Origin of the sequence: Rhizobium sp. CG5 (assembly GCF_023701945.1) — a bacterium.
In the GTDB taxonomy this organism is placed as follows: domain Bacteria; phylum Pseudomonadota; class Alphaproteobacteria; order Rhizobiales; family Rhizobiaceae; genus Allorhizobium.
In genome coordinates this window covers 1-11,770 of the sequence record NZ_JABAEF010000028.1, presented here as the reverse complement: position 1 = coordinate 11,770, position 11,770 = coordinate 1, and the positions used below count along the sequence as shown (strand labels likewise).

At 61.2% G+C, this 11,770-nt stretch carries 16 protein-coding genes; 8 read left to right on the top strand and 8 right to left on the bottom strand.

Annotated elements, in window-relative coordinates:
- Window positions 1-125: 125 nt before the first annotated feature.
- Window positions 126-368 carry a hypothetical protein gene (locus HGO38_RS28585; RefSeq protein ID WP_070149928.1) on the bottom strand — a complete coding sequence of 81 codons (243 nt, stop codon included), beginning with the start codon at window positions 366-368 and terminating at the stop codon, window positions 126-128.
- 533 nt (window positions 369-901) lie between these two features.
- On the opposite strand from HGO38_RS28585, the gene HGO38_RS28580 reads away from it, so the two are divergent.
- From HGO38_RS28580 to HGO38_RS28560, 5 genes are all read left to right on the top strand, one after another.
- Window positions 902-2,653, top strand: coding sequence for a ParB/RepB/Spo0J family partition protein (locus HGO38_RS28580; RefSeq protein WP_070149929.1), 1,752 nt, complete (start codon window positions 902-904; stop codon window positions 2,651-2,653).
- Complete coding sequence (locus tag HGO38_RS28575; protein WP_070149930.1) at window positions 2,650-3,543, top strand: DUF7007 domain-containing protein; 894 nt, start codon at window positions 2,650-2,652, stop codon at window positions 3,541-3,543. The genes HGO38_RS28580 and HGO38_RS28575 overlap by 4 nt, the downstream gene beginning before the upstream one ends.
- Window positions 3,540-3,851 (top strand): hypothetical protein, encoded by a 312-nt coding sequence (locus HGO38_RS28570; RefSeq protein ID WP_070149931.1) that lies wholly within the window; start codon window positions 3,540-3,542, stop codon window positions 3,849-3,851. Before HGO38_RS28575 ends, HGO38_RS28570 begins: the two co-directional genes overlap by 4 nt.
- A 385-nt stretch (window positions 3,852-4,236) precedes the next feature.
- On the top strand, window positions 4,237-4,824 hold the full coding sequence (locus HGO38_RS28565) for a hypothetical protein (protein ID WP_070149933.1): 588 nt from the start codon (window positions 4,237-4,239) through the stop codon (window positions 4,822-4,824).
- A gap of 278 nt (window positions 4,825-5,102) precedes the next feature.
- Complete coding sequence (locus tag HGO38_RS28560) at window positions 5,103-6,026, top strand: ArdC family protein (protein ID WP_070149934.1); 924 nt, start codon at window positions 5,103-5,105, stop codon at window positions 6,024-6,026.
- A gap of 3 nt (window positions 6,027-6,029) precedes the next feature.
- Here HGO38_RS28560 and HGO38_RS28555 read toward each other — a convergent pair whose 3' ends face one another.
- Complete coding sequence (locus tag HGO38_RS28555) at window positions 6,030-6,203, bottom strand: hypothetical protein (protein WP_197433299.1); 174 nt, start codon at window positions 6,201-6,203, stop codon at window positions 6,030-6,032.
- Between the two features lie 455 nt (window positions 6,204-6,658).
- On the opposite strand from HGO38_RS28555, the gene HGO38_RS28550 reads away from it, so the two are divergent.
- The 3 genes from HGO38_RS28550 (at window position 6,659) to HGO38_RS28540 (ending at window position 7,917) form a co-directional block, all read left to right on the top strand.
- Window positions 6,659-6,967, top strand: a complete 309-nt coding sequence (locus HGO38_RS28550; protein WP_018326263.1) for a DUF736 domain-containing protein — start codon at window positions 6,659-6,661, stop codon at window positions 6,965-6,967.
- A 319-nt stretch (window positions 6,968-7,286) separates the two neighbouring features.
- Window positions 7,287-7,451 (top strand): hypothetical protein, encoded by a 165-nt coding sequence (locus HGO38_RS28545; protein ID WP_165906880.1) that lies wholly within the window; start codon window positions 7,287-7,289, stop codon window positions 7,449-7,451.
- Window positions 7,452-7,743: 292 nt separating this feature from the next.
- Entirely contained in the window at window positions 7,744-7,917 is a 174-nt protein-coding gene (locus HGO38_RS28540) for a hypothetical protein (RefSeq protein ID WP_197434241.1), read from the top strand.
- 36 nt (window positions 7,918-7,953) lie between these two features.
- Here the strand turns inward: HGO38_RS28540 and HGO38_RS28535 are convergent, their stop codons facing one another.
- The 6 genes from HGO38_RS28535 to traC form a co-directional block, all read right to left on the bottom strand.
- A complete protein-coding gene (locus HGO38_RS28535; protein ID WP_250959200.1) occupies window positions 7,954-8,457 on the bottom strand; it encodes a thermonuclease family protein in 504 nt (167 codons plus the stop codon).
- A 64-nt stretch (window positions 8,458-8,521) separates the two neighbouring features.
- Window positions 8,522-9,013, bottom strand: coding sequence for a WGR domain-containing protein (locus HGO38_RS28530; RefSeq protein ID WP_352230516.1), 492 nt, complete (start codon window positions 9,011-9,013; stop codon window positions 8,522-8,524).
- A gap of 3 nt (window positions 9,014-9,016) precedes the next feature.
- Window positions 9,017-9,214, bottom strand: a complete 198-nt coding sequence (locus HGO38_RS28525) for a hypothetical protein (protein ID WP_250959199.1) — start codon at window positions 9,212-9,214, stop codon at window positions 9,017-9,019.
- Window positions 9,215-9,242: 28 nt separating this feature from the next.
- The gene (gene traG / locus HGO38_RS28520; protein ID WP_250959198.1) at window positions 9,243-11,180 is read right to left on the bottom strand and encodes a Ti-type conjugative transfer system protein TraG; all 1,938 of its coding nucleotides are present in this window, start codon (window positions 11,178-11,180) and stop codon (window positions 9,243-9,245) included.
- Complete coding sequence (gene traD / locus HGO38_RS28515) at window positions 11,167-11,382, bottom strand: type IV conjugative transfer system coupling protein TraD (RefSeq protein WP_250959197.1); 216 nt, start codon at window positions 11,380-11,382, stop codon at window positions 11,167-11,169. Before traD ends, traG begins: the two co-directional genes overlap by 14 nt.
- A gap of 4 nt (window positions 11,383-11,386) precedes the next feature.
- Window positions 11,387-11,683 (bottom strand): conjugal transfer protein TraC, encoded by a 297-nt coding sequence (gene traC / locus HGO38_RS28510; protein WP_250959196.1) that lies wholly within the window; start codon window positions 11,681-11,683, stop codon window positions 11,387-11,389.
- Window positions 11,684-11,770: the final 87 nt, after the last annotated feature.

Below are 11,770 nucleotides of genomic sequence, written 5' to 3'. Positions count from 1 at the left end.
CATAAAGCCTACAGCTGATGCATATGGCGGTCTCCTCCCAGTTCCGCCGCAGCAGCTGTTCCCCTCTGGAGGTCAAAGATCTCCACACTTTATGGCCCGCGGTTTACTCCGTCGGCCCTTTTTTCTTACACATCATCATCCAAAGATATCTCGTCTTGGCCAGGCTGACGACCACGGTGCTGTTCTTCCTTGAGAGAAAAACTGTCGAGATAGCGCTCGCGCATCGTACGCATGTCGATGTCGCCACTGATCCACGCATCCAGCAGAGCCATAAAGATTGGGTCCTCGTCGATCGGCATACCACGCGACTTCGCGCGATTGATGGCGCGGTGTGCGATGGCCCTCCGGGCTTCAGGATCGGTACTCATCTTTCCTCGACTGGCACTCTTGGAGGGCGGCGACATTTATCAGCGAGTATTCACGCTCGCGACTTGAATTTTCCCGCCATCAACAATATCTGAGCATCACTTCCCGTTCAGATGATGTCCTTACGCTGCAATCGCTGTGGTTTTCGACGTCGTCCGGGATCTTAAAGGGCGCTCCCCTCGCGGGTCGAGCGCCCTTTTGCGTTTCGGTTTCCGGTCGAGGTTTTTCATGTCGTTCGCGCCTCGGCGTACGCGGACAGCACTTCTAATGGAGAAACGGAAAAGAAGGAGGAGGGAAAGAACCGGTCGCCGATCGGTCCTCCTGCCGACGCGTACGCTCAACCGCCGCCTGCGCTATCCCGGCCACTCGTTCTTCGCAGGGCTGTCAGCCCCGCTTGTCCTTCGCAGCAGGGATGCTCGGTCGCAGTTGCGTCAGTCCGGCCGTTCGGCGGTCCGGGAGGTGTCTTCGAGAAAAATGAAGACAGGAAGGGCTGGCAAGGCGCCGGTCCGGAACTCTCTAGACAAGGACAAATCCCATGCAGATCATGAAGGTTGACCCGCGCGCTCTGAAGGAAAACCCCGACCGGATGCGCCAGTCAAAGTCGTCGCCGCAGGCCGATGCGCTGATGCTGGCCACGATCAAGGCCGTCGGCATCGTCCAGCCGCCGGTGGTCGCCCCGGAGACGGATGGTGGCAACGGCTACATCATTGACGCTGGCCATCGCCGCGTCCGCCTCGCCATCGCGGCTGGTCTTGAGGAGATCGAAATTCTCGTCGTTGATGCAGCCAACGACAATGGCGCGATGCGTTCGATGGTCGAGAACAGCGTCCGCGAAGCGCTCAATCCCGTCGATCAATGGCGAGGTATCGAACGGCTCGTTGCTCTCGGCTGGACAGAGGAAGCTATCGCCGTCGCTCTCGCCCTCCCCGTTCGCCAGATCCGCAAGCTGCGCCTGCTTGCCAATGTCCTGCCAGCTATGCTGGAGCAGATGGCGCTGGGCGATATGCCGTCCGAGCAGCAGTTGCGGGTGATCGCCGCGGCGGGCCAGGTCGAACAGAAGGAGGTCTGGAAAGCGCACAAGCCCAAGAAGGGCGACACGGCGCCATGGTGGCAGATTGCGAATGCGCTCACGAAGAAGCGCATGTATGCCAGGGACGCGAGCTTCGGCGATGATCTGGCTCAGGCCTACGGCATCGAATGGGTGGAGGATCTCTTCGCACCGGCCGACGAGGACGGCCGCTACACCACCAATGTCGAAGGTTTTCTCGGCGCCCAGCACGAATGGATGACGAACAATCTGCCGAAGCGCGGCGCGATCGTCGAGGTCAACAGCTGGGGCCAGCCGGAACTGCCGAAGAAGGGATCCCAAGTCTACGGCAAGCCGTCCAAGTCCGACCATAAGGCGCTCTACCTCGATCGTGACGGCAAGGTCCAGACGGTGCATTACCGCATCCCCGAGGCGGCGAACCCGAAGGGTGCTGTTGGCGACGGATCGGTCACTGGCGGCGATGACACCGACGCAGTCGCCACGCCGAAAGTCCGGCCCGACGTCACGCAGAAGGGCCACGACATGATCGGCGATTTCCGCACTGATGCCCTGCACGATGCGCTCGGTCGCGCGCCGATCGAGGATGATATGCTGATGGCGCTGATGGTCCTGGCGTTCGCCGGCCTGAATGTCCGCATCGACTCCGGCGCAGATGGCACCTTCTACGGCGGCAAGCGCTTCTCGCGTCATGCCGTCGGACTGTTTGACGAGCATGGCAAGCTCGCCTTCGATCAAGACACGCTTCGGGTTGCGGTTCGCTCGGTGCTGATCGACGTCCTCTCGTGCCGGCGTGGCATGTCGAACAGCGGCATGGTCGCGCGCATCGCCGGCGAGGCGATCGGCGCCGACGCGTTCCTGCCAAACATGGGCTCGGAAGATTTCCTCTTGTGCTTGTCGCGCCAGGCACTGGAAGCCTCTTGCGCTGAGGCATCGATCCAGCCGCGCCCTAAGGTCCGCGAGACGCGTACAGCGCTCGTCGAGCATTTCGCAACTAAGCACTTTGTCCATCCGTCGGGCCGCTTCGCACCGCCGGCTGACGAACTGCTCGACTGGATCCGGGCAGGCTCTGCCACAGATGTCGTCGGCGCCGGGTCGCTCGACGACGGCCGCGCTGATGGTACCGCTGAGGACCAGGATGGGGAAATCGACAACGAGATGGAACGGGAAGGCATGCAGGGGGCAGACCGCCCAGATGACGCTGAGCTTGACGAGGACTTCGATCAGAGGGCTGCAGCATGACCGCCGCCTTCCAGTCGAACATGACGCCACCCACCCCCGATCATTCGGGGGTGGAGTTTGCCACCACTGCGGACGGCCTGCCCGTGGCCCGCATCGGTGACCTGGTCCTTGGCATGATCACATCACCCAGCGGCTTTGCTTTTGTTGCAAGCGCCGGTGCGATCCGTCGGCCACTCGCCGATCTGACGCGGGCAGATTTCATCGGGCATAACGGCCGGGTGGCGGATGAAGCGGAATTCCGTGCACGCGTCGCCGAGACCGCTGGTCACAAACGCGATCTGGCCAAGCTGAACCGCGTGCAAACCCGAATGTCGGCCAGCACACCATGGGGCGGATCGCAGATGGCGGTCGTGTACGCAGAGGGCGTCGTCGCCCACATGACATCAGGGCATGGCGGCTTCCATCTGTCGACTGAGCGCAATGCCAAGGTCCATCCGCTGCTGCGGAAGGACACGCCTTGGTATGAAGAGGACTGCGAATGGGCGATCGTTGCGGTAAGTTTCCCGGACCTATTCACCGCTTACGAGCGGTCGATGGCAGAAAAGACCATCCGCAATACCTGGCCCGACGTCTGGGAGAAAATCTATGGCCGCACGCTCGCCGAGGGCGAGAGCTGGGGCAAGGACCGCTGGGCGTTCGATCAACGCCATGCGGCGGACTACATCGTTATGTCGGCAATCTTGTCCGATCATCGCCCCGGCATGACGGAGGTCGTGGCGAAGATCGGCGGAGGCCATATCCGCGGTGGTGAAGAACGCCGCTTTCTGGTGGCAAGCGACGAATATGCGGGGCGGGGGCGGTTCGGCTTCGTCATCGATCTCGCTCGCCACGCTGAGTATGATGGCCCCTCCTCCTTCATCGGCTGGCGAAGCCGGGAGGATGGGTCATGATTGACGTCCGCCCCTTGAGGCCGCAGGCGAAAGCAATCGGCGCCCGGCACGAGACAGAGCGGCATCTCGATTGTCCGACCCGTCAGATTGCGGCGCGCGCCGGGAGACAGGTGACCACGGTGAAGGTCCGGAGCCGCCCGCGGCGCCGGTCCAGTCTCCGTCTCTACCTTCGGGAGCTCTTCGACCGCTTTGCCTTCGAGCGCTGGGTCGAACTCGACACGATCGCCTGCAGGCTGGCAATGCAGGAGCAGGTCGTCGGTCAGTTCCAGCATCGCGACCGCGAGCCTGTGCTGCATTCGGCGATATAGGAAGACCCGAGGCGAGTGAGCTGGCGATGTGCTTGCCGGCTTCGATGGCATCGGCATTGCGGGCTTTGCCATGTGCCTTCTCTTGGGCATCGGGAGTGATATCGGACCCGTGCCGGACTGCTCTTCTTGTTCGCTGCGGTCTGAACCGGCGGCCGGTCGTTTCAAGGCCGCTGTCGCGCCGCGGGGCGGCCGATCCAGCCTCTCTGCGCGAGGGCAAGCTCGCGGTCTGCTCAGGCCAAGGCCTGCTGGTCCGCAAACCTGCCCTGCTGGCTCAGTTGGATCGGACCTGTGAAGCCACCCGTCCCTTGCCGGTTCCTGGTCGTCCGCATCGAAGGGCAGACCGGCACGGGTCGGAACCGCTTCGGAAGCCAAGGAAGGAACAGACATGGCCAAGCCCTCTATCCCCAATCGCTCCAACGCACGGGTCTCGCAATCTCGCCGCGCTACCACCCTCGAAATGGTCCGCCTCTCCTGCCCCGACGCCACCCAGGCGTCCAAGATCGCGACAAGCTTCGGCACGGCAGTCGTCGATAGCGATGGCATCCGCAGCCTTCACGAGCGGCTGATCGTCGAGACCGCCGAAAGCCTGTCCGAAGGCCTCGGCGAGAAGGCGATGCAGATCCACCTCCAGCGCATCGTCGGGGCCTTTGTCGGATCCGCGTATGGCGCCGGGCAATTCTACTCCCGCGCCGTCACAGAGGCGCGCGACGCAACGGCCAAGGCGTCCAATGACGCCCGCGACGAGGATCTCGATGGTCCGGTTGGCTATGACAGCGCCGCCCAGCGCAAGCGGGAGTTCGCGGCCGACATGGGTGTCCAATCGCACGCGCTGCGCATGGCGGCCGAGGGCGCAGTCGCCGCCTATGAACAGGTCATCGGCGAGACCTGGAAGCCCTTCGACCGGCCGGTCGAAAATCCGGGCGCATCGCTCGACCGCAAAGCAGCCGAAGCTCAGTTGGCCGCATTCGGATAATACGAACGGCGGGGTCGCACCCCGCCCCTTCCTTCTTGTTCCTTGGCTGGCGCCTGCATGCGCCGGCCTTTTCTCAGGTCCAAAACGAAAGCTGGATGCGCGCCTGTTGCGGCCCGTCCCGCTCGGCGGTCCTGCAGGAGCCGGGCGCCCATGCAACGGCTTTGCCGTCCTCCACACTGTTACGGCCGTTCCGGTGCATGGCCGCACCATCGGCCCCTGACTTCGGACCTCCGTGACGGACCGCGATAGGCGCGGTCCTGAGAAAAGGAAAAGAAGTCATGACGAGGAAAGCGGAATCGGACCGTATCGACATCTATACGCGGATCACCGATCGGATCGTTGAAGATCTCGAACAGGGCGTTCGTCCCTGGATGAAACCATGGAGCGCCGTCAATACCGATGGTCGGATCTCCCGGCCCCTGCGACACAACGGCCTCCCATATTCCGGCATGAACGTGCTGCTCCTGTGGTCGGAGCAGGTATCGCGGGGGTTCTCCTCCTCGATGTGGATGACATTCAAACAGGCCCTCGAACTGGGCGGCGCCGTACGGAAGGGCGAAACGGGCTCGACGGTCGTCTTTGCGAGCCGCTTTACAAAGTCGGTGGCCGACGGAAACGGCAATGAGGTCGATCGGCAAATTCCGTTCCTGAAGGCATACTCGGTGTTCAATACCGAGCAGATCGAGGGTTTGCCTGACAGCTATTATGCGCTGCCGGTCAAGGTCCGGGATCCTGTCGAGCGAATAGAGAGCGCCGATCTCTTCTTCCGCAACACCGGCGCGGTCATCCGACACTGCGGCAACCAGGCCTATTATTCACCGGTCATGGATTACATCCAGATGCCGCCCTTCGAGGCGTTCCGCGATGCAGCCGGGTATGCGGCCGTCCTCAGTCATGAGGCGACTCACTGGACGGCGGCGGAACATCGCGTCGGACGAGATCTGTCCCGGTATGCGAAGGATCGAACGGAACGCGCGCGCGAAGAACTCATTGCCGAGCTCGGCAGTTGCTTCCTCTGCGCCGATCTCGGTATCGTGCCGGAGCTCGAGCCGCGGCCGGATCATGCGTCCTACCTCCAGTCGTGGCTATCGGTGCTGGCCAACGACAAGCGGGCGATCTTCCAGGCTGCGGCCCATGCGCAGCGCGCCGTGAGTTTCCTGCATTCCTTGCAGCCGCAAGAGGATCTGAAGGCTGCGGCCTGACGTTCAGGCGCGGTCGTCACCACCGGTGGCGGCCGCGTGATCCTCATCCCGTTGGTCCTTCAGACCTTGGGAGATGTCAGCATCCAGCCTTCCCCAGATCGACGGTTTTTGAGCGTCGGGTTTGGGTTTACGGGACGGTTTGCGCTCAATGATGAACGGCTTGGTCTGCTGAGGCATTGATCCTCCAGGCTGCGATTCGCGAGTGCAACAATATCGCACCGGGGAGATCGGGCAAGCGAGCCAATGTTAGCCCGAACTTGTGTCCCCGACTGAAGCAAGCAACGACGGTCGAAGCGGGGGATGGCGCAAGATGCCATTCGTGCCCGGGCGAGTGCGGCGGAACACCATTGCCATATCCCTTCGCGTCAGAGTTTCCGGCAACCCATCTGCGGGCTCGATGAGGCATGTCTGACCGGAGACCGGCTGCGCCTCGATCGTCTTCCCGCAACGACAAGGCTCAGATTTCTTACCCCGGAAGGCTGCGCCCTCCTCCTCGCCCACTAACAAATCTGCGACTTGCCGTCCTCCATTTCATTCCGGCCCTATTGGGTGCGGTCCGATCGTCACCGGTCTTTTGACAGCTATCGAGGTCGCGATGGGCGCGGCCCGAACACGAGAAAAGGAATACGACAATGGCAACCATAGGCACATTCACCTCCACCGAAAACGGCTTCACCGGCTCCATCCGCACGCTCGCCCTTAACGTCAAGGCCCGCATCGCTCGGGTCGAGAACCCCTCCGACAAGGGCCCGCAGTTCCGCGTCTACGCCGGCAGCGTCGAGCTAGGTGCCGCCTGGCAGAAAACCTCCGAACAGGGCCGCGACTACCTCTCGGTCAAGCTCGACGATCCGAGCTTCCCAGCTCCGATCTACGCAACACTCGCCGAAGTTGAAGGCGAGGATGGTCTCCAGCTCATCTGGTCCCGCCCGAACCGGGACTGATTGACATCACGGGGCTCCGCCATCGGCGGAGCCTTCTCCTCTGCCGAGAAGTAAAGACGGACCCGGCATCGAGCCAGGTCCGTCTTTTTTAGTGGCATACGGTTAGCGGGGAAGCTGCTCAGTATGAGCGATCGTACCAAGCGGGCATCGCGGCCTCAAGGATGAGCGGTTCCCCCAATTTACTCCACCCGCCCATGGGCTGCTTGCGCAAATCGGCTCCCCCACTCCCCGGCTCTGCCGGTCGCTGGCGCGATCCCTGACCCCGCGATCCCCCCTCGGACCCGTCGGTCATCTTTCACAAACTCAAGGAGATGGGACGATGACGATCGAACAGCACATCGAAGAACTGCGCGCCGAGCTCAAGAACGCATGCGACGCTGCGGAGCGCCGCGAGATCCAGACCGAGCTGGACCTGGCTCAAGCGGAGTTGGCAATCATCACGGCAGAGCAGGACGGAAGCGTTGATGCCGAGCCGCCCTTCTGAGGGCGGTATACTACACAGCTAGGCGTGGTCTCTGTGTAAGGTGTCGAAAGGCGGAGACATTGCACGGTGTCCTTGTCGAGCGAGGCCATCGACCCCAGGGATGTTGCGGTCCGGTCGTCGGGCAGCAACTCATCGCCATCAGAATTTTCCCCGCCGCTTCGCGTCTCCTCGCGCGCCAAAATTCAGGTGTCGATAAGTCCTCCGCTTCGCTGCGGCCGTACCGATGCAACCCTCCTTGTCCCGGCCTGCGGCCGATCCCTGCGATGTCCGCAATCGACAAGGAGAAACCACCATGCAAACCCTCGCACAATTCCTGGCCGCCACAGGCCGCAAGCTTTCTTCCCTCGGCAAGGTGATCGGCCACTTTTTCCGCAAGGGCAAACTCGGCCTGAAGCTCGCGATCAGAATCCCGTTCTTAGTCGAGATCGAGATCTCCTTTGAAACAGATTGGAGCAGGCGCCGATAACGGCGTTGTGCAACGGCCAGCAATCGTGGGCCGGTTTCAGCACCAGGGCTGTCTACGGCTCGTCCAGGTTCTGGCCAGGCCTTCCGATACGAGGATATCACCGAGGCTCCTGCCGTCACGGATGAGGACGCGGAGCTTGCGACCGTACTTGTCTTCGTCGCGTCCGGGCCATGCGCGAAGCTTGAAGGAACCCTGATTGACCAGTTCGATCAGGCGATCGGTCGCTCTATTTCCCAGCGCCAGCTCCGTTGCGCATTTCGGCTCGCTGATCTCGGGAGCGTCGATATCGGCAATGCGGATTTTTGCGCCCTCAATCCAGAGAGTATCTCCGTCCACGACGCAGGCGAAGCGATCACCACCGAAACATTTCCGGTATGTCCTCTCCGGACTGATGACCACGCTCGCAGCCCCGGCGACTGGAACGACCCCAAATATGTGAGCGCCCAGCGCACAGCCGGATACTGCGATCGCGACGATGATCTTTTTCACGCGATAACGGACCTCTGGCCGAAGGCTATGGTCATTCTTCTGCAATTCCATGGTTCTCAATTTGAATTCGACCCGTCAGAGATGGTTTTCATATCGCTCTTCGGTGAAGCTGGCGCTAACGCCGCTGCAAGCTGTCCCGGTACGTATGTTGAGCCGAGTTGATTGTACGGTATCCCCTGTGGCGTTTTTGCCTGACGAGATCGAGGAACAATTCAACCGCGTCTTTCTCTTGCTCGAAGTGATGAACCTTTAGCTGGCCTCTGGTTCCGATGCGTCCCCAGCGCCGCATAAGACAGGCCTCTCCGAAGAGGGTCGGTTCGATCGACATGGCATAGAAGCGCGCCATGTTTTTCTCAGCATTCGTGCGTTCGACATAAAGGTGATAGGGCTGGGCGATCATGGTGAGAGAATCGCGCAATCGGGCCCATGCGTCCAACGAGAGTTGTGAATCGATGGTCGCGAAACGATTCAGTTTTGTGAAGTATGGACAGAAGGAGCGCGGGGCGGTCCGCCTTTGGCGTACGGCTCTATTCGCTGAAGCGAACGAAGCCCAACTGTGGTCTTCGCCGATCCCGGTAACGATCCTCCCGCGATAGCCGACTTCCACTGATCAGTATCCCAGGTAACCGAGAATATCGGCGCCACAATAGTCGGCATACTTGTCTGGATGAGCGATGACTTCGCCGGTCGTGACATCCACCAAAGCGCTATCGCTTTCGCGAACGATTGCCTCAATTTGATGGATGCGGCATTCCTCGATGGCCTCTTCTGGCGTGACCTGGGCCTCGCGGGCTTCCCAATATCTCATCGCCCGATCTCCGGGTCCGGGTTGTCCCTCAGACCTTGATTTCCAATGGTCCACGTTTTCCATGAAAGCGGTTATCGCCAACGCAGGACTTCATGTCGGCTCGCCGGAACCACATCGCGCGACCGCATCGAAGTGGCGCATTTCCCCCGGTGAACACAATCTGCTCATCGGCCCGCATGTGCAGGACTTCGTGCGGCTGGATCAATGGTCGGCTGGCCAGTTGCTTCGATCGGGTTCGGGACGAACCCCTCGCCTGGACGCTGCGGCTGACCTGATCGACCTCGACTGTCGTCGTTCCGCATCGCCGGGAGATATAGTCCGCGGTCTCCGGATCGTTGATCGCTGAGAAACTGATCCAGCTCGCGCTTTCGAACCACTTGCTGGTGGCGTCGCGTCCGCCATAGGTTTCGCGCATCTGGCCGATCGACTGATAGATCATTAGAAGCGTGATCCCATACTTGCGGCCGGCATCGCGTGCCGTCTCAAGGATCCTCATGAAACCCAGGCGGGCGACCTCGTCGAGAAGGAACAGAGCGCGTCCCGGCATCGCCCCGTCACGATTATAGATGGCGTTCAGGAATGAGCCGATGATCACCCGCGCGAGACCTCCATGGGTTTCCAGCGTTTTGAGATCCAGGGCGACGAACACGTCGGTCTTTCCCGACGCGATGTCATCGGTCGAAAAGGTCGAACCGGACACGAGACCGGCATAGTTCGGATAGCTCAGCCAATGTGTTTCTTTGATTGCGTTGGCATAGACACCGGAGAAGGTTTCGGGCGTCATGTTCACGAACGCTGCCACGTTCTCCTTTACAAAATCGGACTCGGAGTTGTCGTAGATTTCCTGAAGCCGTGCGCGTAGCTTCGGCTCCGGTTCCGAGAGGTTCACGCGCACGGTCCGCAGCGTCTGATCCTTCTTTTCCGTATGACCGGAAAGGCAGACATCGGCGATGATCGCCGTCAGCAGCTGCAAGCCGGATGCCCGAAAGAAATCGTCCCGAACGCCGCTGGCGCGGCCGCTTTCGCTCATGATCCAAGAGGCGACCGCGGCGATATCCTCTTCTTTCGTCCCGTCATGCTGACCGATCCAGTCGAGGGCATTGAACCCGATATTGGGATCTTTCGGGTCGAGCACGATCACATCACGGCCGGCCTTAATCCGGTGCGCCTTGACCATCGGCGCCACCTCATTGGATGGATCAAGTACGATCAGCGTGCCGCCCCATTTCAGCGCCGTCGGGATCGTGGCCGACGTTGTCTTGAAACCGCCGGAGCCGGCGAACACGATGCCATGTGACGATCCGAACGAACCGTCGAAGCAGAGCAGCGGTGACTTGCCCCCGGCGCCCCATGTCTCAGGCTGATCGGCCCGAAACGAGAGTGCCGCCGTGCTGTCGCGATCGACACGATACCGCTCGCCGATGACGATGCCGCCACCCTCTGCGAACAGCTTCCCTGCTTCCGGCAGTTTCATCCATTCCGCCTCGCCGTGCAGCGCGCGTTTACCCCGGATGCGTTTCGGCTCGGAACGCGAGAATGCTGCGTTGCCGATCACCGCGACGCGAAGCGCGAAGATGCCGGAGAAGAGAACCGCCGCAGCACCTGTCATCGTTGCCGGATCGACGTAAGACAGGATCGACCTCGCCGCCGGCACCTGTCCGGCAAACTGCGAGAGCCGCATTCCTTCCCGAATGACGGCAAGCACGATGATGACGCCCGATCCGGCCACGACGCCCCACCCTGCTGTCTTGATGTTGACCGATCCATGGGCACTGAGGAGAAAGATCAGTGCGATCGCAGCGCTCGCCACATAAGGAAGTGCCAAGCCAATCCGACCAAGCGTCAATTTCGCTTCTGCCGTTTTTCCGAACGTGGCGAGCCACTGTTCGATCCCCGGCAACGTCAGTGTAATGCCGATCATCATCAGCGGCGGAACAACGGCGAGCAGGATCCTATTCGCTGTCATTGCCGAATGCCTCCGCGCCGACTGCGATCAAACGGGATCGCTCCGCCTCATCGCCCTTGATCCTCGTCTTCGCTTCGATCAACAGACCGAGCAACAACGCGCGCTTTTCATAGCGCAGGCCTGCTTTGACGATCAGACCGCCCAATTCGATCTTCTCGCGAGCATCCTTCTTTCTGGCCTCTGCCGTGGTCAGCCGCTGCATCCGCTCAAGCCTCGCCAGCCTGGCTCGCAGCCGCGCCAGCACTGAGCGACGTGGCCGACGATGTTCCGGTCGCTCCAGCGGCACCCTTTTCTTTTCCGTTCGATCCGGCTTTCGTTCCGCGAAACCGCTTTGCAACGTCCTCGAAAGCTGCCTGAAGGTCGGCGTCGTCGACTTCGATCTCCCCAAGTCCGGCCTTCAGCGCAATGCGGCCGATGCGTTCGGCGTCACGCGTTTCCGCCTGCTTCAGCTGTTCCTGCAAGCGGGCAAGTTCTTCGCGGATTTTCGACGTTGGCTTCTTCATCGGGATGCAATCTCCAGTGATATCCGTGGAATGGTGGGATGAGAGTCCTCGATTTTTCCCCGGCAGGACAGGTACAAATTTGTACCT